The sequence below is a fragment of the Metabacillus niabensis genome, from assembly GCF_020524345.1.
Taxonomy (GTDB): Bacteria; Bacillota; Bacilli; order Bacillales; family Bacillaceae; genus Metabacillus; species Metabacillus niabensis_B.
This window is the reverse complement of sequence record NZ_JAIVLH010000023.1, coordinates 46569-69927: the sequence shown is the minus strand read 5'-3', so window position 1 is coordinate 69927 and position 23359 is coordinate 46569. Positions and strand designations below refer to the sequence as shown.

General features: G+C 35.1%; 17 protein-coding genes and 1 riboswitch. Of the genes, 10 read left to right on the top strand and 7 right to left on the bottom strand.

The features are described from left to right. Nucleotides 1-153: 153 nt before the first annotated feature. On the bottom strand, nucleotides 154-1977 hold the full coding sequence (locus LC095_RS21520; RefSeq protein ID WP_226530146.1) for a DNA ligase D: 1824 nt from the start codon (nucleotides 1975-1977) through the stop codon (nucleotides 154-156). 96 nt (nucleotides 1978-2073) lie between these two features. Here LC095_RS21520 and LC095_RS21515 point away from each other — a divergent pair, with 96 nt between their 5' ends. Together LC095_RS21515 and pulA are read left to right on the top strand one after the other, a co-directional pair. Beyond that, complete coding sequence (locus LC095_RS21515; RefSeq protein WP_226530122.1) at nucleotides 2074-2592, top strand: D-glycero-alpha-D-manno-heptose-1,7-bisphosphate 7-phosphatase; 519 nt, start codon at nucleotides 2074-2076, stop codon at nucleotides 2590-2592. Between the two features lie 216 nt (nucleotides 2593-2808). Then, nucleotides 2809-8982 (top strand): type I pullulanase, encoded by a 6174-nt coding sequence (gene pulA, locus LC095_RS21510; protein WP_226530121.1) that lies wholly within the window; start codon nucleotides 2809-2811, stop codon nucleotides 8980-8982. A 100-nt stretch (nucleotides 8983-9082) separates the two neighbouring features. Here pulA and LC095_RS21505 read toward each other — a convergent pair whose 3' ends face one another. Together LC095_RS21505 and LC095_RS21500 are read right to left on the bottom strand one after the other, a co-directional pair. After that, complete coding sequence (locus tag LC095_RS21505) at nucleotides 9083-9994, bottom strand: Ku protein (RefSeq protein WP_226530120.1); 912 nt, start codon at nucleotides 9992-9994, stop codon at nucleotides 9083-9085. A gap of 89 nt (nucleotides 9995-10083) precedes the next feature. Then, nucleotides 10084-10863: an undecaprenyl-diphosphate phosphatase gene (locus LC095_RS21500; RefSeq protein WP_226530119.1), complete on the bottom strand. Its 780-nt coding sequence runs from the start codon at nucleotides 10861-10863 to the stop codon at nucleotides 10084-10086. 154 nt (nucleotides 10864-11017) lie between these two features. Next, a riboswitch (yybP-ykoY riboswitch) is annotated at nucleotides 11018-11125 on the top strand. 100 nt (nucleotides 11126-11225) lie between these two features. On the opposite strand from LC095_RS21500, the gene LC095_RS21495 reads away from it, so the two are divergent. The 3 genes from LC095_RS21495 to LC095_RS21485 all read left to right on the top strand — a co-directional run bounded on the left by LC095_RS21495 (nucleotide 11226) and on the right by LC095_RS21485 (nucleotide 14562). Beyond that, complete coding sequence (locus tag LC095_RS21495) at nucleotides 11226-12029, top strand: TerC family protein (protein WP_226530118.1); 804 nt, start codon at nucleotides 11226-11228, stop codon at nucleotides 12027-12029. A 584-nt stretch (nucleotides 12030-12613) separates the two neighbouring features. Then, nucleotides 12614-13360 carry an RNA polymerase sigma factor SigI gene (sigI, locus tag LC095_RS21490; RefSeq protein ID WP_226530145.1) on the top strand — a complete coding sequence of 249 codons (747 nt, stop codon included), beginning with the start codon at nucleotides 12614-12616 and terminating at the stop codon, nucleotides 13358-13360. Continuing rightward, on the top strand, nucleotides 13357-14562 hold the full coding sequence (locus LC095_RS21485) for an anti-sigma factor domain-containing protein (RefSeq protein WP_226530117.1): 1206 nt from the start codon (nucleotides 13357-13359) through the stop codon (nucleotides 14560-14562). Before sigI ends, LC095_RS21485 begins: the two co-directional genes overlap by 4 nt. Nucleotides 14563-14623: 61 nt before the next feature. On the opposite strand, the gene LC095_RS21480 is transcribed toward LC095_RS21485, so the two are convergent. Beyond that, nucleotides 14624-14824, bottom strand: coding sequence for an alpha/beta-type small acid-soluble spore protein (locus LC095_RS21480; RefSeq protein ID WP_026559969.1), 201 nt, complete (start codon nucleotides 14822-14824; stop codon nucleotides 14624-14626). Between the two features lie 121 nt (nucleotides 14825-14945). After that, nucleotides 14946-15623 (bottom strand): DUF1836 domain-containing protein, encoded by a 678-nt coding sequence (locus LC095_RS21475; RefSeq protein ID WP_226530116.1) that lies wholly within the window; start codon nucleotides 15621-15623, stop codon nucleotides 14946-14948. Nucleotides 15624-15797: 174 nt separating this feature from the next. Between LC095_RS21475 and htpX the strand changes: the two genes are divergently transcribed. The 3 genes from htpX to LC095_RS21460 all read left to right on the top strand — a co-directional run bounded on the left by htpX (nucleotide 15798) and on the right by LC095_RS21460 (nucleotide 20423). Continuing rightward, nucleotides 15798-16676, top strand: a complete 879-nt coding sequence (gene htpX / locus LC095_RS21470) for a protease HtpX (protein ID WP_226530115.1) — start codon at nucleotides 15798-15800, stop codon at nucleotides 16674-16676. 267 nt (nucleotides 16677-16943) lie between these two features. Then, a complete protein-coding gene (locus LC095_RS21465; RefSeq protein WP_319005830.1) occupies nucleotides 16944-18290 on the top strand; it encodes a TrkH family potassium uptake protein in 1347 nt (448 codons plus the stop codon). 114 nt (nucleotides 18291-18404) lie between these two features. Continuing rightward, entirely contained in the window at nucleotides 18405-20423 is a 2019-nt protein-coding gene (locus LC095_RS21460; RefSeq protein WP_226530113.1) for a penicillin-binding transpeptidase domain-containing protein, read from the top strand. A gap of 241 nt (nucleotides 20424-20664) precedes the next feature. Here the strand turns inward: LC095_RS21460 and LC095_RS21455 are convergent, their stop codons facing one another. Continuing rightward, on the bottom strand, nucleotides 20665-21045 hold the full coding sequence (locus tag LC095_RS21455; protein WP_264196152.1) for a DUF3905 domain-containing protein: 381 nt from the start codon (nucleotides 21043-21045) through the stop codon (nucleotides 20665-20667). A gap of 75 nt (nucleotides 21046-21120) precedes the next feature. Here LC095_RS21455 and LC095_RS21450 point away from each other — a divergent pair, with 75 nt between their 5' ends. Together LC095_RS21450 and LC095_RS21445 are read left to right on the top strand one after the other, a co-directional pair. Continuing rightward, nucleotides 21121-21315 (top strand): hypothetical protein, encoded by a 195-nt coding sequence (locus tag LC095_RS21450; RefSeq protein WP_226530148.1) that lies wholly within the window; start codon nucleotides 21121-21123, stop codon nucleotides 21313-21315. Nucleotides 21316-21326: 11 nt separating this feature from the next. After that, nucleotides 21327-21479, top strand: a complete 153-nt coding sequence (locus tag LC095_RS21445; RefSeq protein ID WP_226530147.1) for a hypothetical protein — start codon at nucleotides 21327-21329, stop codon at nucleotides 21477-21479. A gap of 17 nt (nucleotides 21480-21496) precedes the next feature. On the opposite strand, the gene LC095_RS21440 is transcribed toward LC095_RS21445, so the two are convergent. Beyond that, entirely contained in the window at nucleotides 21497-23263 is a 1767-nt protein-coding gene (locus tag LC095_RS21440; protein WP_226530111.1) for a B12-binding domain-containing radical SAM protein, read from the bottom strand. Nucleotides 23264-23359: the final 96 nt, after the last annotated feature.

Sequence of the window (23359 nt, the reverse complement as noted above, 5' to 3'; positions counted from 1 at the left end):
AAAGAAACTAACTCAGAATGTCTCTTATAGAGCGAATGAAAGACAAAATGGAAATGATACCGAAACAGAATGTCTTTCATCATAAAGCAAATGAAGATTTAGGACATAAAACGACCTCCAACTAAGATAAGAGCAAACGAATAATAGCTCTCCTTATTGTACATTGTTGATTTGGTCAATTAATGTCCGTAGCGTTTTATCCTGAGGTGTTTCAAAATAATGTTGAAAAGGACAACCAATTGTTTTTGATCGACGAAGCACCTCATCAATTGTAAATTGTTCTACTGACAAATGTTCATTTATTTCATCCCAAAAAAGGGGAGATGCGATAAATGCTCCTTCTTTTTTCCCTCTGAGAGAGTAGGGGGCGATAATGGTCTTGCCTTCAGCATGTTGAATATAGTCTAAATAAAGTCGGTTACCACGATTTTTTTTCATCCGTTCAACTGTAAAATCGTCAGGAAAACTTGTAACGAGAAAATGAGCGATAAATTCTGTGAATACACGAGTTTCATCATAAGTAAGTGAATTTTTGGTAAGAGGTATATGAATTTGCAAACCTTTATTTCCAGACAATTTAGGAAATGTTTTAAGTTGAAATTGGTCAAAAATTTTTTTCATTTCTAATGCAGCTTTTATCGCTAAAGAGAAATATTCTCTGGAAGGTGGGTCCAAGTCAAAAACAATTTCGGTAGGTTGTGTTGTATCAATTGTTTGGAAAGGAATATGGAACTCAAATGCTAGTTGATTTCCTAACCACATCAATGTTGAAAGATCTTCACAAATAATATATTCAATTCCTTCGTGGTTACTCGTTTTTATAAATGAAGGAGCGTAATCAGGACAGTGTTTTTGATAAAAAGCTTCACCAAACATTCCATGAGGAAAACGGATAACTGTAAGTAAGCGCTTTTGTAAAAAAGGCAGCATCAATGGTGAAATTTGATAAAGGTAACTTAAAAAATTCTCTTTCTTAACATCAACCGTTTCCCACAATGGTTTATCGGGATGTGTAATGGAAATCTCGTCACGAATAGGCGCAGTTTTAATCAATAATTGATCCCATGTGCAATCACTAATATGGACATCAAATCGAAACGATGAAAAAGAAGGTTCACGCAATTGATTTTTATACAGAGATAAAAATTGAATTTCTACAACAATAGCTGGTTCTATCTCAATAAAAGAAGTTGTTTCAGCTGTTTTATTTTCACGTATTATTGTAAGAAGTGCTTCGCGTTCGGTACTTGATATTCCATGTGAGAACACCCCTAATGGAACAATTTTTTCATTTTGAAAAACACCAACATGAAAATATCCATTCTCTTTGTCATAACCCGTAATAAAAAACGCTGCATACTTATAGTTTTTAATTTTTAACCATTGTTGTGTACGTACCCCGGCATCCCATTTACTATTTAATTGCTTGGCAATAATTCCTTCTCCATTTTCAAGACGTATTTCTTCCCACAACTTGGAATAGTTCGTTGTATAAGGAACATACTGTAAAAGATTGGATGAAGTTTGATCTACATACTCAGATTTAATCGTTTTGAATAATTTAAAAAGCAGTTCTTTTCGTTCATTAAGTGACTTTGCGAATAGAGATTCTCCACTTATCTCCAAAAGGTCAAAGGCTAGAAACCGGCAAGGGTGTTTTTTGGCTTCATTTTCAATTTTGTCTTGATTTTTTAATCTTCCTCTAATTTGGAGTTGTTCAAAATCCGAGAAATGTTTTGAGGTAAGGTAGACAATTTCTCCATCCAAAATAATGGGCAAATGTGGTTTGAAAATGTCTTTAATTCTCTCAAGTTCAGAAATGATTTCCGGGAATTGGCTATTTAATGACTTTTCATTTCGGCTCATAAATTCAATTGTTGAATCTGTTACATATAAGATTGAACGAAATCCATCATACTTTGTTTCATAAATCCAATCTGAACCTTTAGGAATATCAGTATGTAATGTTGGTAGCATCGGTTTCAAAGAGCATCATCCTTCAAAATTTATACTATTTTCTATATCATTAATATGATCAAATTCTTGACGATTCATGAAAGGAGAATTCTAATTGTGAAAAAAGCTGTGTTCCTTGATCGAGACGGTGTCATTAATGAGGTGTTAAGTCACCGTGTAAAATTCGTTAACAAGCCGGAGCAAATGCATTTATTAGAAGGAGTTGCTGAAGGAATAAAACTCTTAAACAACGCAGATTATCTTGTCTTTGTGGTGACAAATCAAGGTGGTGTTGGTTTAGGGTATATGAAGGAAGGTATGCTAAGAAAGGTTCATGAAAAAATGAAGCAGGATATTGCAAAAAATGGTGGAAAAATTGATGATATTATCTATTGTCCCCACAAACCGAACTCTGGTTGTGCATGTCGAAAGCCAGAGCCAGAAATGCTTTATTCATTAGCAGAAAAACATGAGGTGAATTTGAAGGAAAGTTATATGGTAGGAGATCGAGATGTTGATATATTGGCTGGCAAACAGGCGGGCACTAAAACTATTCTAATTGGTGATAAAGAAGGATTAGCAGATGCTCAATTTCCTTCATTATTAATGGCAGCTCAATGGATTTTAACTCAATGAGAGCAATCTACACCAATTTGATAGCTTTAATTAGGTGATAAAATGAGGATGATTCATAATTTGTATTGCAACAATATTCTGAAGATGATATTCTAAATTGTGTAGAAAGCGTTTGCATAAGGGGTTATATAGAGAGAATATGTTTTGTATTTCTTTTTTTATATTGCGCAAACGTTTCCGCTAAAACCGATTGATTTAAAGGGGAGGCAAAGGAACTTGAAGAGGTCAAAATTGAGAGCGTTATCTTTGTTGGTTGTATTTTCTTTCGTTTTACAACTTTTTTCGGGATTTCTTTCATATGAAAGCGTTAGCGCAGAAGTGACGAGTCCACTAATCAATGATGATGGGACTGTTACGTTTTTATATGAGGGGGAAGCAACATCTGTTAAGATTGCAGGCAGCTTTACAGATTGGCAAAATGAGGCTATTGATATGACGGAAGAGTCAGATGGAATATGGACTCTAACGAAAGAGCTAACAAAGGGAACATATGAGTATAAGTTTATTGTTGATGAAGAATGGATAATGGACCCGTCTAATTCTAAACAAGCAAACGGGAATTCTATATTTACGATTGGTGATCCGCCCGGATTACCAGCTATGAATAGCCCTGTTCTAAATGAGGATGGCACGGTTACATTCAATTACGAAAGTAATGGGGAAACCGCAGTATACGTAATTGGAAGCTTTAATAACTGGGATTTAACAACTGCTGTCCAATTGACAGAGAAAGATGGTATATTCTCTACCACTATTTTAGATCTTGAACCAGGTGAGCATCAGTATAAATTTATTTTTAACAATCGTAATTGGAATGAAAACAGTACAGATCCGTTGAATCCAAATACAATCGATGGAAATTCAACTTTCACAATCGAATCATTGGAGCCGGTTAAGGTGCAATCTGCATTAATGGATTCACTAAATGAAATTTTGGTTACAACAAATAAAGAAATTGGGAAACAAGAATTTGTGTTAACGGACAAGAAAACTAACAAGGTCATTGATACGACAACAACAACTATAGGAAATAAAAAAGCAAAAATTATGATTGCCGATGGTGAAAGTATCGATGTAAGGAACGTGTATGAAGTTTCATTGGGGCAATCAGAAGGCAAAAAAGTAACGATGCGTAATGTCTTGAATGATGATCGTTTCTATTATGATGGAGATGATTTGGGTTACACCTACTCCTCCAGTCAAACAACCTTCAAGTTATGGGCACCTACAGCAACTAAGGTGAATCTGGCAATCTATGAAGATGAAGGTACATATGAAGGTGCTTTTGTTAAAGACCACTCAGGTGGTTCTGAAACAGACATGAAAAGAGCAAATAATGGTGTATGGTCTATTACAGTCAATGGTAATTTGAAAAATAAATATTATATGTACAAGCTTGAATTCGCTGATGGAACGTCTCATTATGCGGTTGATCCATATGCGCGTGCAACGTCCGCAAACGGCCAAAGAGCAGCTGTTGTTGATTTGAATAGCACTAACCCTAATGGATTTGACCCGGCAGACAAACCGGCTATTGTATCACCAGCTGATGCAATCATCTATGAACTCCATGTAAGAGATTTTTCAATTGATAAGCAATCTGGAATGGACAATAAAGGAAAATATTTAGCATTTACAGAAACGGGAACAACAGGACCAAATGGTGTGAAAACAGGCATAGATTCCTTAAATGAATTAGGTGTGAACTATGTGCACTTATTACCAACCTATGACTTCGGTTCTGTAAACGAACTAACGGTTAATGACCCTAACTCCACAGATGCAAAGTTTAACTGGGGCTATGATCCAATACATTTTAATGTGCCGGAAGGATCTTATTCTACTGACCCTGCTGATCCGACTAGTAGAATAATAGAATACAAGCAAATGGTTCAATCTTTACATGATCATGGAATACGTGTCATTTCAGACGTTGTGTATAATCACACGTATATGAACGAATCAACACAATTAGAAGGCACTTCTCCATTTGATTTGGTTGTTCCAGGTTATTATTATCGTACAGATGATACAGGGGAAATTACAAACGGCTCAGGTACAGGAAATGAAGTAGCTTCAGAACGACCGATGGTTCGTAAATATATTAAAGATTCTGTTCATTATTGGGCTACAGAATTTGGTATTGATGGCTTCCGTTTTGACTTAATGGGCTTAATTGATCAAAAAACAATGCAGGAATTAACAAAAGAATTGAAGAACAATGTAGATCCGAATATGTTGATTTATGGTGAACCTTGGACTGGTGGTACAACTAGCCTGCCAAATTCAATGCAGCATGTAAAAGGATCGCAAAAAGATCAAGGCTATGCTGTTTTTAACGATAATATCAGAGGTGCTATCAAAGGAGATAGTGATGGAGCTGGGACTGGTTTTGCAACAGGTGCTTCGGGTAAAGAAGGAGATATCGTTGCCGGCTTAAAAGGTGCTATCGATCAATTTACAAGTAAGCCTCAAGAAAGTATTACGTATGTTACAGCACATGATAATTTAAACCTTTGGGACAAATTAATGAGAGCTGCCGGAACTGATGGTAATCATGAGTCAGAGCAGTATGATCCCCATGCAGTCATCACAGAAGAAAATGCATTGAACAATGAATGGGTTAAACGCAGTTTATTGGCCAATGGAATTGTCTTAACTTCACAAGGAATCCCGTTTCTTCATGCGGGTGAAGAAATGTTAAGAAGTAAATATGGTGTACACAATAGCTATAAGAGTCCTGATACAATTAACCAAATCCGTTGGGAACTAAAAGATGAATATCACTCAGTTTTTAACTACTACAAAGGCTTAATAGAATTACGAAAAAAACATGCCGCTTTTAAAATGGAATCAAAGGAAAAAATTGAAGAACATCTTCAAGTTTTTAATCAGAATGATAACATTGTCGCATACCAATTAAAAGACAATGCAAACAATGATACATGGAAAAATATTGTTGTGATTTATAATGCAAATAAAACAACAAAAGAAGTAGCTCTACCAACAGTCGGAAACTGGAATGTTGTCGTTGATCATACTTCAGCTGGAACAGAAACAATACGTACAGTCAACTCAGACAAAGTATCTGTTGAGGGTCTTTCAATGATGGTACTATATGATCAATCTGAAGCAGAATATACACCTGTACCAACCAGCATTGAGATAAATCCTGATACATTTGCTATTAACCCTGGCGACACAAAAGGTGTAACTGCATATGTAAAGGATCAAAGCGGTCGTGTGATGCTCGGAGAAGAGCTTGTCTGGTCAACTTCTGATAACGAAGTAGCAAATGTAAACAATGGACGTGTTGTCGGAGTAGCTGAAGGTATTGCTATAATAAAGGTTAAAGCTGGTGACATTGAGGCTTCAATTGAAGTAACGGTTGAAAAACTAGTTGCTGATACAATTTCTATTGTAGGCAATAATTCTGTTTTTGAGACATACTCTACTCAGCTTTCAGCTCATGTAAAAGACCAATTTAACCAAGATATGCTTCATGCAAAAGTAGTATGGTCATCGTCTGATACATCTATTGCAACCGTTGATAATACGGGGAAAGTTACTGGAATTAAACCAGGTAACGTTGCAATCACTGCCACCTCAGGTGATGCAGATGCAACATTTGATATTGAAGTAAAGAAAAATGTAAAGCGTTATGTTCGCATTAAATATGTTCGTCCTGATGGAGAGTTTACAGGTGACTTTGGTGCTTGGAACCTCTGGGTATGGAACACAGGTGTGAAAAACGATCAAATCGATTTTGAAACAATTGATGGTGATACAGCAGTAGCAAACGTTGAAATTGCTCCTGAAACAGAAGCAATTGGTTTCTTAATACGAAAGGGTACTGATTGGAATACAGCAAAAATTTCTCCAGACAGTGATGACCATAACGTTCAAATTAACCGGGATGATATCCTTACAAAAGTGACCGTTGTCACTGGTGTCCCAGGACAAACAGTTGTACCATCTGTCAACGGACCTGTTTTAGAAGATGGGAATGTTACGTTCTATTATCGAGACGAAGAATTGTTTCAAAGTGATGAAATGCATTCAATCGAAGAAGTAAAAGTGAAAATCGATGGAAAAGAATATCCATTAGAATACAATAAGCAAAATGAGTATTTTTCATACAAACTTGAAGGCCTAGAGGAAGGAACCCATGAGTATACATTCCTAGTTACAAAAGAAGGTGAAACGGTCGAAGTAAATGATCCAAAAAATATAAAAAATGGCAAGTCAACGATTACGTATACACGTCCAAATCTTACTATTAAGACAAACGTTTCTCCTTCTGAAATTTCTTTTGATGAAAATGCTGTTTTAAAAGTAGATGTAACCTCTGAAGATAAGGTAAACATTAGAGAAATATATGCCGACTTTAGAGCACTTGGCGGCAAGGAAAAGGTTGATATTGATCCAAATGTAGGCGCTGTTTCAATAGCTGCTAATCAATCTGTTACGGCTGGTGAAAAAGAGATTAAAATCGTCGTTATCGATGAATTTGGTAACACGCATAAGCAATCAGTAAAAGTAACCGTTAAACCAGAGCAATCTGTTGGTGGAAAACTAAGCTTTGATTGGGATGAAGCACGTATTTACTTTATGCTAACAGACCGTTTTAAAGATGGTGATCCATCTAATAATGGTAAGGGAGAATATGATCCAGCTCACTCAGAAGCATATCATGGTGGAGATATCCAAGGGATTATTGATGAATTAGATTATATTGATGACTTAGGAATCAATACTATCTGGATTTCGCCAATTGTCGATAATATTGAATTCAACAAAGGTTCAGATTTTAAAACCGCTGCAGGTCTTGAACCAAAGCAGTATGGTTATCATGGTTACTGGGCAAAGGATTTTACTAGTTTAGATGAACATTTAGGTGATATGGAAACATTCCAGGAGCTTATTGAAAAAGCTCATGATCGTGGAATTAAAATCATGCTTGATGTAGTAGTAAATCATGCTGGATATGGAATGGATGGAGACATTTGGGATACATGGAAAGCTGATGCAGAAAATCTTCCTACAGAGGATGAATTAGCAACGTTTAAAGGAATGTTAAGAACTGTGGATGAGGACACAACGGTAAGGGGTGAACTTGATAATCTTCCAGACTTTAAAACAGAAGATCCAGCAGTACGACAAAAAATCATTAATTGGCAAACAGAATGGCTTGAAAAGGCAAGAACAGATCGGGGAGATACAATCGACTATTTCCGTATTGATACAGTAAAACATGTTGAAGATGCAACATGGCAAGCACTAAAAAATGAGCTAACAGCCATTGATCCGTCTTTCAAAATGATCGGAGAATATTGGGGTGCAAGTATTGCAAATGACGGAGGCTACTTAGGTACAGGTCAAATGGATTCTCTGTTAGATTTTGATTTTAAAGAAAAAGCAAAATCATTTGTAGACGGAAATATTGATAGTGTGGAATCTTATTTACAAGATCGAAACAATAGACTAACAAATTCAGCAACACTTGGCCAATTCCTAAGCAGTCACGATCAAAACGGCTTCTTAACAGAATATGTCCATGGTGATGTAGGGAAATTGAAAGTTGCATCTGCACTACAAATCACATCAAAAGGTCAGCCAGTTATTTACTATGGTGAAGAATTAGGTAGATCTGGTAAGTCTGATTGGGAAAAAGATGCTGATGGAAATGTATTGGCATTTGGTCAAAATCGTGATGATATGCCTTGGGACCTTTATGAAAATGAGGATCCGGAAGCTATGGCTCTCCACAAACACTATTCTACTCTCTTAAATATCAGAGAAGATTACTCAAAAGTCTTTTCAAAAGGAACTAGGGAAAAGATAGCAGGTGGAGATGCAGAGAAATACATTGTTTTTAAGCGACAATATGATGATGAAAATATTTTGGTAGGTCTAAATACAGCAACCGAAGAAAAACAAGCAACCTTTCCGGTTGATTATGCTGCGAATACAATACTCACAGACCTATATAACAACAAAGAATACGTTGTAAACGACAAGCAAGAAGTAACGATTATACTTCCCTCGAAAGATAACGGCGGATCAGCAGTATTAACGTATGTTACCGAAAAACCAGGAGAAAATCCGGGAGATAATCAGGATGAAGAATCGGAAGGAGATACTGGAGATAAAAATTCAGAAAATCCAGGTAATAAACCAGAGGATAAATCTGATGAAAAGTCTGGTAACAATACTAGCGATAAATCGAATGACAGCAACAATGGTAACAAACCAGATTCTTCGTCAAAAGAAAGAAACTATTTACCATTAACTGCATCAACTCATTACAATTGGTTAATAGTTGGAGGAATTATGATAGTAATTGGATGTGCATATGTATATGTTCAAAGAAGAAGAGTCGAAAGGTAATTGAAAAGGCGAAATAAAACTTGGTGATGAGCACAATCACCAAGTTTTTACGTTTTTGATATAGGGTGAGGTCCAAGTGAAACCTGATAAAGTTTAATAACTAGGCTTTTTTTCGAACGGTTTTTGTTTTCTTTTCTGTAGTCCCACCAGTATGAGCTGTTTTTGTTTGTGGGTTATCATCACCAACTGCTTTTGCGGACTTTGCCTTTGGTTTTGCTGGTTTTGCTTTTGTTTGCGGTTTTTTTGTTTTTTCAATACTTGCTTGAAGAGCACTCATTAAATCAACTACATTTTGACGAGGCGCTGCTTCTGTTGGTGTTTTTCCTTCATCCTGGTTTACTTTTCTCTCAATCAATTCTTGTAAAGCTAAACGATAATCATCCTTATATTTTTCAGGTTCAAAGGTGGTGGTTAACTGATCAATAAGCATGATAGCTGTATCCAGTTCTTTTTCACCGACTTCTACATTTTCAGGAACACTAGGCACTTCTTTTACGTTTCTGACTTCGTCCGGATAATGAACAGTTTCCATGACAATGCAATTCTGATAAACACGTACCATTGCGAGCTGTTGCTTAGAACGGATCGTAATTTCTGCAATTCCAATTTTCTCTGATTTCGTTAGCGCTTCTCTAAGTAAACCATACGCTTTTCCACCATTCTCTCCCGGACCAATAAAATAAGAACGGTTAAAATAGATAGGATCAATATCATCCATTTTGACAAAATCAATTATTTCTACAGTTTTATCTTCGTGTTCATCCTTTAGTTCCTTAAGTTCATCATCTGTTAGTACAACATATTTTCCTTTTACATACTCATAGCCCTTCACAATTTCATCTTGCTTTACTTCTTCATCACAATTCGGACATGTTTTATCATATTGAATGGGACTATGACATTTCTTATGAAGGGTTCTCAGTTTTATATCCTTATCTTCTGTTGCTGCATAAAGTTTAATCGGAATGTTAACTAAACCGAAACTAATGGAGCCTTTCCACATTGTATGCATATAATCCCCTGCCTTATGTTGTAAGTTTCCTGCTTTTATTTTTTACTTAAAACAAGGGTTTCATTAGTAGCAATAGCTGCCAATTATGTTTAAAAAATAGATAATTGCTGAAGAACAATAATGATAATACCTAAAATCCACACATAAACTGCAAAGATTTTTAAAGATCTGTACTTAACAAATGCAATCATAAATCTAACTGCAATATAGCCGAAAATCGCAGAAGATAATGTGGCTATAAACATAGATGAAAGGCTGATTTGAGGTACTGATCCTGAAATCATATCTTTTAATTGATAGATAATTCCTCCGCATATAGCTGGGATAGATAGGAGAAACGAGAAATAGGCTGCAGCTTCTTTATCCATTTTTCTTAAGAGAGCACCTACAATCGTCATACCGGATCTAGAAATTGCAGGGAAAATAGCAAGTGCTTGAAAGCTGCCAATAAAAAATGAATCAAATAAAGAAAGGTTTTCAACTTTTTTTGATCCGTTTTTAATTGAATCTGCAAACCACAGGAAAAGCCCTGTAATTAAAAATTCCCATCCAATGGAAACACCGGATTTTGATAGTTCATCAAAATAATCGCTAAAAAGTACACCAGTCATAACAGCTGGAATGGTTCCAACAACTAATAGTGCTGTTATCCGGCTAAATGGTCTTTTTATTAATTTGATTAGTATTTCTTTATAAAAGACAATAAGAGCAATAAGTGTACCTAAATGAAGCATTGTATCTAAAAATAAACCTGCTTCTTCTAATCCAAAAAAGTTACGGCCTAAGTAAAGATGCCCTGTACTACTAATCGGAATAAACTCTGTTAAACCTTGAATAATTCCCAAAATAACTGCCTGTATCCAGTCCATGTTCATCCCCCTCAAAACAAAGCTTGTCTGTATTTATGAATATGTAGGATAGTTCCTTGTGTAGAACAATTTATTAAAGAATGTAATAAGGGAACAAAGAAAAAACATTTGACAAGAAAACATGCTAGCACGTATGATAAAGGTAACATAATAATCTTCTTTCAAAGGGGAGTAGCGTTCAGGGAAACCTGAAAACAAAGTCGTCATTTCATGGATATTTTCCATCGGCTTTGTTGGCATGATCGGATCGGTTTAACATGCTCAGCAAGACCTTTGCCTTTAGCGGCAAAGGTCTTTTTTTGTTGTCCTATGCTAATAAAGGGTTTAAGAAGATAAATACCTTAAGCATAGGAGGAGAAATAATGGATGTAACTTTATTATTAGAGTACGGTTGGGTACTATTAGTGTTAGTGGCCTTGGAAGGGATCTTAGCAGCTGATAATGCGTTAGTAATGGCTGTTATGGTTAAGCATCTTCCAGAGGATCAAAGAAAAAAAGCTTTATTTTACGGGTTGGCAGGTGCATTTGTTTTACGATTTGGTGCACTATTCCTCATCTCATTTCTTGTCAATGTCTGGCAAGTTCAGGCAATAGGTGCCATTTACCTTCTTTATATTTCAATTAACCATATCGTGAAGAAGTTTATTTTAAAGAAAAGTGAGCAGCACAGGGTTGTAAAGAAGGAATCTGGTTTTTGGGGCACAGTCCTAAAGGTAGAACTTGCAGACTTGGCTTTTGCAGTAGATTCCATTTTGGCTGCAGTAGCACTTGCCGTTACACTACCAGCAACAAATTTACCTACTATAGGTGGACTTGATGGCGGCCAATTCCTTGTTATCTTAGCAGGTGGTATTATTGGAATTGTGATCATGAGATTTGCCGCAACGTATTTTGTGAAATTGTTAAAGAAAAAACCGAATTTAGAAACGGCTGCGTTTTTAATTGTTGGTTGGGTAGGTGTGAAGCTTTCCTTATATACACTTGCACATCCACAAATTGATGTCATTTCAAAACATTTTATAGAATCTGCCACTTGGAAAATCATTTTCTGGATTATCCTTGCTGCTATTGCGGTAGGTGGATGGTTCTTATCTAAAGATGTCAATGAAGAAGAGGTCATTGAAGAGAAGACCATTGATAAAGCAAAAGCAAGTAACGATTATTAAATACAAAATATAATAAAATAATAAAAAGGAATCCGATTCGGATTCCTTTTTATACTATTAGAAAGCACAAATTTTTAAGGATGATAGTTAAGAAAACTAAGGCTTTCGCCATTAGGAATTGGCAATAAGCCAGGTTTTTCTAATAGAAATAAAGAAAATATACACATAAATATATCAAATGTGTAACATTTTGTAGGTCTAAAAGCATATTTAAGCTTTTTTTTTACAAAATAGTCTTTTAACACCCTTAAGATAAATTAAAGTGACGTAACTATGTAGAGAATTAATTAAATCATGAGAGGGGGTATGTGACAATAGTGAACTTTTCTAATATTTTTCTGTTTTTTCATTGTTTTGCTAATGTGATGTATTGTTTGATAAGACCTGTCATTTGATTAGTCTTTGCTTTTTTGTTAGTTTAAAATAGGTTGAAATCAATAGGTCTAAAGTTGTTTGTTTTGTAATAATTGACTTTCTTTTGTTTAAAATTAGAAAGATAGTTTCATATATCTTCCTTTGCGATCCCCTATTAAATTAGCTATGATATACAAAGTAATATAGGGGAAACAGAGGTGAACATCCAAATGCTTAGCCTTTTGTTTAAATTAGGTAAAAAGAAGCGAACATTAGAAGAAACAGTTCTCCAAATACAAAAGGGAGATCTACATTTACAAAATGAACTAATCGAACAATATAAACCATTTGTTGCTAAAACAGTCTCATCTGTTTGTAAACGATATATTAGCGAAACTGATGATGAGTTTAGTATAGGTCTTATCGCATTTAATGATGCCATTGAGAAATATTCAACCGATAAGGGGAGCTCATTATTAGCTTTTGCTGAGCTTGTCATTAAAAGAAAAGTGATTGACTATATTCGAAAGGAAGCACGTCATCCTTATACGGTCCACCTTGAGCTGCAAGAGCATGAAGAGGGAGAATTTTCCCAGAGCAAGATTGAATCAGACCTATCAATTGAAGAATATACAAAAGCAATTGAACAAGAACACCGTAGAGAAGAAATTATTTATTTTCAGCACTGTCTAAGCGATTTTCAATTAACTTTTGCTGAAATCGTGGAACAATCTCCAAAACACTTTGATGCCAGACAAAATGCGATGTTAGTGGCAACTGAGTTGGTAAATGATGAGAAGCTGCGAACTATTCTTTTTACTAAACGACAGCTGCCAGTAAAACAGCTTGAGGCAAAAGTTTCAGTAAGTCGTAAAACCATAGAGAGAAATAGAAAATACATCATAGCTATGGCTATCATTCTTTCGGGAAACTTCGTCTATTTAAAAGATTATATAAAAGGGGTGCTAGATTCATGAAAAAAGGGGTCGTCGTAGAGCTCGATGATGACTTTGTTACATTGCTTACCCCAGATGGGCAATTTCTAAAGGCTTCAAATAAAGAGGGTAATTATGAACTAGGTGAAGAGATTTCTTTTTTTCCTTTAGCGGATAAACGTGAAGAAGTTGCAACAAGAACAAAAAGGGCAAGCGATCATACCTTTCTTAAATCTATACGTACTCGTACAGCTAGGGTAGGTGCTTTATCAGCAGTAGCCATCATATTTTTTATGATTAGTTTTCTACCTTTATTTAACAATGATAAAGTTTATGCATACATGTCAATTGACATAAACCCTAGCTTTGAAGTAAGTCTTGATGATCATTTAAAGGTAATTTCATTAGTACCGCTTAATGACGAGGCTAATAACATTATGAAAAGCCTTAATGATTGGGAGAAAAAGCCACTAAATGAAATCGTGCAAATAATTATTAGTGAATGTAAGTCAGATGGATACGTTTATCCTGGTAAAGAAATTGTCATCACTACGGTAATGAATGATACTGACAAGAAAATTGAAAAAAAGCTGCATGAAGGCTTGACAGAAATAAGCTCAGTGATTGAAGAAGAGGAAATGGTCGTAAAAACGATTAATTCAGATATAGATACAAGAGATAAAGCACAAAAACAAGGGGTTTCGACCGGTAAATATATTGAACTTGTTGAGCAAAAAGAAGAATCTAAAGAAACAGAAGCGCCTGAAGAAGCAGATGAATCAACACAGAGTGAAGTTACACCAGCTCCAATTGTTCCGGAAAAAAAGGGCCCGAGCATAACGAGCCAAGTAAAAGAACAGCAGAACACGAAACCTGCTGATACTGCCACTTCTGTGCAAAAAGATAACTCTGAAGCAAAAGAAAAGTTAACTAATGCTAAGGAAAAGCTACAAGAGAATGCTCATCAAATTCAACAAAAGAGAAATGAGAATAAACAACAGAATAAACAACAGAATAAACAACAGAATAATAAACGTGCTAAGTTTAACCAAGAGGAACAGAATAAAGAGCATACCGAAAGTAATAGAAGATGGCCAGAGAAAAAAGACAGGTATGATGACAACGACGATTACGATGATGATCGAAAGGTTGATCGCAAAGAAAACAATAGAGGTAAAAATAACAACGGTCGCCAAGATAGAGATGATAACAAACGAGGAAAGAAAGACCGTGACGACGATTAAATAATGTACAGTTATATATACCTAAAGGCTGATCAAATCGGATCAGCCTTTTTACCATGCATTATTCAGTTTTTTGTCCGTTTAACTGGGATTGCGCTTGTGCCACAAGACGTTTGGTGATTTCTCCACCTACTGACCCATTGGATCGAGATACAGTATCTGATCCTAAATGTACGCCGAATTCTTGAGCGATTTCATATTTAATTTGATCCAGAGCTTGTTCAATCCCCGGTACAAGTAATTTATTACTGCTTCTTGCCATTTGTTAGCACCCCTTTTATATTAATTGCTTTAGTCTATAAAGAGTTTACTTTATAGCCTTACTTATAAGATTTCATTGCGCATATATTTCTATACTGGAAATGTTTAGAGGTGTTTGAAAATTATATATCATTTAAATAAGTTTGTGCCCTTGTTTGGATATGTGAGGCTAATACTGCCAAAACTGTTGTCACCAAGATTCTACGAATTTTATAACATTGATCATTTGTCAAGTTTGAAATAATTTGTGAGGGGAACTTTATTTTGCTATTAATACGTTTTTCCAATGTTAAATCATTCCCCGAGCTCGTATCTATGCTTTCCAACACAGATCCGTATATTTCATAAAAAGTAATCGGGCTCATTAAATCATCACTTCGGTCTGAAAGTGTGTTAAATACCTCTGTCAAGATATTTCGGATTCGCTCAAAATCGAAAATTGCTTTTAAATCTCTCACAATTAATAGCATAGCTGCTTGTTCGATTGAATATTTTTTGCCAAGCTCCGGTTGCCCAATTAATTCCTTTACATCACGTTTTATCCAATTTTGAATGGAGGTAGATTTTAAAGACGTTAGTTCGCATAGATTGGCTAATGATACAATTTCATTTGTTGATAAGCCATATTCAAGTTGGGTTTTTCGGTTGCTAGCCTTTATTAAGAAGTTTGGAATCACTTCTTCAGTGAAGGTCGATGTTTTTAAGGCTTCCTGTATAATATGTAAAGGAGTCTCTACTGACTCACCTTTTAACGCATATAAAAGTTTTGTCATTTGTACTCGAGTTAGTTGAAAAGACATCTTAACACCTCATTTTATGAATCTAAAAGACGGTTTAATCTTTATTGTAAAGGATTTAACAAAATCGTGAACGATTTATTAAATGTAAGTATTCTATCTTGCTTTTTATGAAAAATGTTTCTATAATTTTTATTATAATATAAGTTCATGTGAACTTGAAAGATGGAGGTCTGTATGGCAAAAAGAATTTTTCTTTTTCTACTATCAAATATTTTAGTTATCACCACAATTGGCATTGTTTTATCCCTATTGAATATATCACCTTATCAAACAGCAGGTGGTGGTCTCGATTTAGTTAGTCTCCTCATCTTTAGTGCAGTTGTAGGATTTACAGGGTCATTTGTATCATTGGCTATGTCTCGTTGGATGGCCAAAATGATGATGGGTGTGAAGGTATTAAATCCTGATAGCTCGCTCTCTCCGGCAGAAAGAGAATTAGTAGAACGAGTTCATCGCCTATCAAGAGCAGCAGGACTTATGAAAATGCCTCAGGTAGGAATATATCAGTCTCCTGAAGTGAATGCTTTTGCTACAGGTCCTTCCAAACGTCGTTCTTTAGTAGCTGTATCAACAGGACTGTTACATGAAATGGACGATGATGCTATTGAAGGTGTTGTTGCACATGAAGTAGCTCATATCGCAAACGGTGATATGGTGACGATGACATTATTACAAGGAATTGTTAATACATTTGTTGTCTTCCTAGCGCGAATAGCAGCATGGCTTGTTTCACGATTTGTTCGGGAGGACTTGGCTCCGATTGTTCATTTTGTGGCTGTGATTATTTTCCAGTTAGTCTTTTCAATACTCGGAAGCTTAGTTGTATTTGCGTTTTCTAGATACCGTGAATTTCACGCAGACAGAGGTGGAGCCGATTTAGCCGGTAAAGATAAGATGGTTCATGCGCTGCGTTCACTTAAACAATATACTCAACGAGTAAGAGATGATCAAGCGTCTTTATCCACATTAAAAATTAATAGCAAAAAAGGGATTTCATTATTTTCAACACACCCTGACTTAGATGATCGTATTAATAGATTGGAAGCGAAATAAAAGAAAAGGATGGCATAATTGTCATCCTTTTCACTTTTTTACCGTGTATCTAAAGTAAAGTATTAAGAAAAGACATTGACTTTCGCCATTCTTGGTAGTAAGTCGTGTTTTCAAATATTTGAAAATACATAGTTGTTACTTGATTGATACAAATTAGAAGGGAATTAACCTTTTCATTTCCATGAATAATCGTTATGATAGAAAACATGAGTGCATCAAAGCACCTTATTTCATAGTATTTGAACTGTAAGATAGGAATGAATGGATATGAAACAATTTAAGCTTAGATTACAATCATTAACACCGGTACAACTAATCGTTGCCTATTATTTTTTAGCTGTAAGTGTTTCTGTTTTATTGTTAAGTTTACCTGTGGCCCATAAGCCAGGTGTTGAATTTGCCTTTATCGACAGACTTTTTACTGCAGTAAGTGCTGTTAGTGTTACAGGTTTAACAACTGTGTCTACTGCTGAAACATTTAGTGTTCCAGGTATATTTATCTTGGCCTTTGTATTGCAATTCGGTGGAATTGGAATAATGACACTCGGAACATTTGTATGGCTTATTATGGGGAAAAAGATTGGCTTAAAAGAACGGCAACTTATTATGGCAGATCAAAATCAAGTTAACTTATCAGGAATAGTGAATCTGATTCGTCAAATTATTGTGCTCATTCTTTTAATCGAATTTCTTGGTGGGTTAATACTAGGGACCTATTTCCTTAAATATTACCCAACTTGGCAAGAAGCCTATTTACATGGTTTCTTCACCTCAATCAGTGCAACAACCAATGGTGGTTTTGATATAACAGGTCAATCAATGATCCCGTTTGCCCATGATTATTTTATTCAGTTTATCACCATGATTCTTATCGTATTGGGAGCTATTGGTTTTCCTGTTTTGATTGAAGTAAAGGATTTTTTATTCAACAAAAATAAAAGACATCGGTTTACCTTATTTACTAAGCTGACAACTATTACGTTCTTTGCGCTTATTTTGTTCGGAACAATTGCAATTGCTATTTTAGAATATTCACACTTCTTTAAGGGGAAAGAATGGCATGAAACCTTCTTTTATTCATTGTTTCAATCAACTGCTACTAGAAGTGGTGGGTTAGCAACAATGGATGTAAGCTTATTCACTGAGACAACCATTTTAATATTATGTGCTTTAATGTTCATTGGAGCTTCTCCCAGTTCAGTTGGAGGAGGAATTCGTACTACAACATTTGCGCTAAATTTATTATTCCTATTTCATTTCGCAAGAGGACATAAATCGATCAAAATATTTAAACGGGAGCTACATGAAGCAGACCTTAATAAATCTGTTGTCGTCACAATGATGGCCTTCCTAATATGTTTTACCTCAGTCGTCATTTTATCAATAACAGAACCTTTCCCGTTTGTTTCTATTTTATTTGAAGTATGCTCTGCATTTGGAACAACCGGACTATCAATAGGAATTACAGCAGAACTTAGTATATTAGGCAAAATCATCATTATGATCTTAATGTTTATCGGTCGTATTGGGATATTAACATTCTTATATCTGTTAGGAACAAAAGAGAAAAAAGATAATTTTCATTATCCAAAGGAAAGAGTCATTATTGGATAGGAAAGGAAAAGAGTTGGAGTTAATCCAGCTCTTTTTTCATTTAACAAAAAATCAGTCGATATTAATTGATGGCATCTTAATCTTTGGTACAATATGTAAGGAGGAGGGAGCGATATGAGAAAAAGTTTAATGGCATTTGTTTTTTTTGTATTATTAATCGTATTAAGTGCATGCTCAGAAGCACCAACTGCTGCAGACCGTTTTTCTGAATACATAAAATTATGGAATGATCAAAAGTTTTCAGAAATGTACGATAAACTATCGTCAAATGCAAAAGAGGAGATTACAAAAGAAGATTTTGTTAGTCGCTATAAAGGTATATACGAGGGTGTGTCAGTTAATGAGTTGAAGGTTGAGTTTGATAAACCGGAAGAAGAAAAGATAGATGATAAGGCAACAGAGGTTAGCTATCCTTTTTCATTAACAATGGACACCCTGGCTGGCCCAATATCATTTGATCAAGATGTGAAGATTATCCAGGAAGAAACAGAAGATGGAGAGGATTGGTTTATTTCCTGGTCACCTTCTATGATCTTTCCGCAATTAGAAGCCAATGAAGAAGTAAGAGTGAGTAGTACATCACCTGAGCGTGGACAAATTTTTGATGAAAAAAATAAAGGGCTTGCAGTGAATGGTTTAGCCTATGAAATTGGAATTGTACCAGGCAATCTTCCGGAAAATCGAGATGAAACGATCGAAAAGATTGCTAAAATACTTTCAATGGATGTGAAAGAAATAGAAGATAAGCTTTCACAAAGCTGGGTTCAACCTGAATTATTTGTTCCTATTAAAAAAATTGATCCACAACAACAGGAATTACTTGCTGAATTAATTTCAATTCCATCTATTCAAAAGAAAGATGTTCCAGCAAGGTTTTATCCTTACGGAGAAGCTGCCGCCCATCTAACAGGATATATTGGAAGTATTACAGCAGAACAGCTTGAGGAATTAAATGATGAAGGATATTCCAGTCAATCCTTAGTTGGAAAAGCTGGATTGGAACAAGTATTTGAATCAAGATTAAAAGGAGAAACAGGTTATACCATTTACGTCGAAGGTACAGATAAAATTATTGCTGAAAAGCCTCCTGAAAATGGTGAGGATATACAAGTAACTATTGATGGTGAGCTGCAAAAACAACTGTTTAATCAGCTCAAGGGTGAAGCAGGTACAGCTGTTGCAATGGATCCTTTAACAGGAGAAACATTAGCTTTAGTGAGCAGTCCTTCTTATAATCCTAATGAATTTATATATGGACTATCTTCATCACAATATGCAACCTTATCCGATAATCCACAAAAGCCCTTAATGGCTCGATTTAATAAAACCTTTTCTCCAGGATCTTCTTTGAAACCGATTATTGCATCGATTGGATTGAATGCAGGAAAGTTAGATCCTGATGCTGAAAAACAAATAACAGGACTAACGTGGAAAAAAGATGCTAGTTGGGGAAATTATAGCATAACAAGAGTTTCAGATTCAGATTCAAATGTTAACTTAAAGGATGCCCTTATCTATTCTGACAATATCTATTTTGCTCAATTAGCATTGGATATAGGGGCAGAGGAAATGGTAAACGGTTTAAAACAGTTTGGATTTGAAGAAGACATTGATTTTCCTTTTCCAATCACAACATCTTCTATTTCGAATCAAAATCTATCAAATGAACAGCTTCTGGCCGATTCTGGTTATGGACAAGGAGAAATATTGATGAGTCCTTTTCATTTGACAGCAGCATATACCACCTATGTAAATAATGGCAGTATGATAAAACCGTATCTCGAGGTCACAGAAGAAGCAAAAACAAGTTTTTGGAAAGAAAATATTACAAAGAAGGAAAATAACGATATTCTACTATCAAACTTAAAAGAAGTTGTAAATAATCCAAATGGTACTGCTTATGAGCCTAAAGTAGATAGCCTACAGATAGCAGGAAAAACTGGAACAGCTGAATTAAAACAGTCAAAAGAAGATAAGACAGGTAAAGAAAATGGATGGTTTGTAGCTGTTAATACAGATAATCCTGAACTCTTGGTTACAATGATGATTGAAGATGTAAAAGACAAGGGAGGGAGCCATTACGTAGTTCCTAAGGTAAAAGAGGTCATGAAGCAATATCTCTCGAATGAATAAAAAATGGATGACTCAAATGGATTTTATTTTGAGTCATCTATTTTATTCGTTTTGGAAATTATAAAATTCTTGAACTGTGGATAAGCGCTTCGACATCCAGCACCGAACAGGACGTCGCGTTATTGACTGTCTCTAGGGTCTAGTCACAAATGAATTGAAGACAAAGAACCATCTTCTGTTCATTTGCGTCTTTTTTGTCCAAGCCTAGGCTGACCAAGATGCTTGCGCTTTTCTTACTAATTTAGTCACTGTTATAACTTACATCTTTATCAGGATGTGTAAAGGGAACACCATTTGGTTTTCTCTTTTCTTCAAGTAATTCTCTATTTTCAGGAGTATTCCAGCCAATATCATTTGTCTGGTGAACCCACTGTTCACCAGACATAATTGCCGGATCAATCTCATCACTCCAATTGTTTAGTGGAGAATGCTCGGAGTTATAGTTGCTATCGCCAATTACAACCCCATAGTCATTTAAAAACGGTTCCTTCATTTTCACTCCTGTTCCTTTCCAAGAGGGAGCATGTGTTTGATGTGGTAATGATTCATCAAGTGAAAACTTGTCTTCCTTTTCCTTTTTCACATTTTTCACCTCAACTTTATTTATGTTTAGAATGTCCAATTAGTAACTGATCTTTTTTCCGATTTCTACCTATGATAGAAAACAGTAAAATGGAGAAAGTAAAGAAGTAACATCTTGAATAAGTCGAAACTTATCATTGAGGTGAGAAGATTGAAGAGAAAAGCATTTCGAAATCAAGCTGTAAAACATAATAATACACCAACAGAAAGTCTGCCGGATGTAGAATTTGCTGAAATTAATGATGATGAAAACCCGATGAAGGGTGCAAATCGAAACTCTAAACATGGAAAGCAAGGGAAATCATCATGACACGTAAAAAAATGAAAAGTAAAGATATGCAAAACCATAAAATTCCTACTGAAAAGGATTTACTACAAGAAGAATTTGGTCATGAAATGGGAGATGTTAATGCATCTCAACTATATAGCGCACTAGCAGGTAATAAAAAGGAAAAAAAGAAAAGTGAGAGATAATCCTCTCACTTTTTCCTTCAGCCTACTTTAGATTCGAATTCACGTGATAAAGCTGTATATACTGTTGTTTTTGAATGGATGGCATCATAGTGAACAAGAATGAAAGAGCCTTCTTCTACCATTATTCCTGTTTTAAGGTAGTGATTTAAATTAAATGGTAAGGTTTCAAGCACTGTATGTTTGAATAGATCCTTCTCTGTTAGTTGTTTTCTTGCAAATTCCTCACCCAAAAGAAGAGGGTTTTCTAAGATGGAGTGGTAAATTTTGCTGCGTTCCTGTTTTGATAGTGCATCATCCCACCAAGGTTTACGTGGTTTAAATTTTTGATTACGTAAATAATCATATTTCATAAATCCACTAACAATGTCTACAACGTCATGATTGTAGCTAGCAAGGAATTCAAATAGATGTTTATAAAGGTCTTCTAACTGATGGCCAATTCGACTCCAGCCTTTTTCATCCCAAAAGGTTCCAAAATCCTGAAAAAAGTCAAAAGGAGTGGCAAAAACGTTTGAAACTAAGTATTCAATAGTTTCATCCATGCGATGATCATTCCAATATTTTTCTAATACATCTTCCACATGTTTAATTTTTGTAATATCTTCAAATGATAGGATGTTGTTTTTCAGAATTTCATAAGGGGAATGATCCATATATACATAACCATGATCTTCGGCCCGAAGTCTAAGACCAGTTCCTCGTAACATTTTCAAAAATCCTAGCTGAAGCTCTTCTGGACGTAGCTCAAAAACATCATTAAAGGTTTTCTTAAATGAATAATAATCTTCTTCAGGTAAACCGGCAATTAAATCAAGATGCTGATCAATTTTCTGTCCATCTTTTACCATTGTGACAGTACGTGTTAACTTACTAAAGTTTTGTTTCCTCATCACAAGTTCATTTGTTGCATCGTTTGTTGATTGAACACCAATTTCGAATCTGAACAAACCTTTAGGGGCACTGTCGTTTAAAAATTGAATTACTTCAGGTCTCATAATGTCTGCTGTTATTTCAAATTGAAATACAGTACCAGGCTTGTGCTCATCAATGAGAAATTGAAACATTTCCATGGCATAGCTACGGCTAATATTAAATGTACGATCAACAAATTTAATTGTCTTTGCACCATTTTCCATTAGAAAGCGAATATCTTCTTTAACTTTTTCACGATCAAAGTAACGTACACCTACTTCTATCGATGATAGGCAAAATTGGCAGCTAAAAGGGCAACCGCGACTTGTTTCAATATACGTAACACGCTTTGAAAGCTGTGACAAATCTTCTTTAAAACGAAATGGAGAAGGTAATGTTTTTAAATCAATTTTGTTCCGCTGCGGCTTAATTTGTAATGTTTCGTCTTTGCGGTAAGCCATTCCACTAACATTTTCAAAGTTATGTTCACCATGTAATTCATCTAATAATTGCTTAAATGAATGTTCTCCTTCTCCAATAATAATAAAGTCAACTTCCGGAATCTTCTCCATCCATTCCCTAGTGTCATATGTTACCTCTGGTCCTCCTAATACAATCAGTAAAGAGGGGTTAATCTTCTTCAACATTTTTATTACTTTTATGGTTTCTTCAATATTCCAAATATAGCAGCTAAATCCGATAATCTCAGGTTTTTTTGCATGAAGGTCTGTAACGATATTCATTGCAGGATCTTTAATTGTATATTCTGCTAACTCTATATCATAATCAGGTTCTGCGTATGCTTTTAAATAACGAATTGATAAACTTGTATGAATATATTTTGCATTTAATGTTGATAAAACAGTTTTCATTTCTACACCACTTTTATTTGATTTTATAAAAACAAATTGCGTAAGCTTTTAATCAATTATTTATTTTAACATAATGCTTCGATTGGGTATATAACC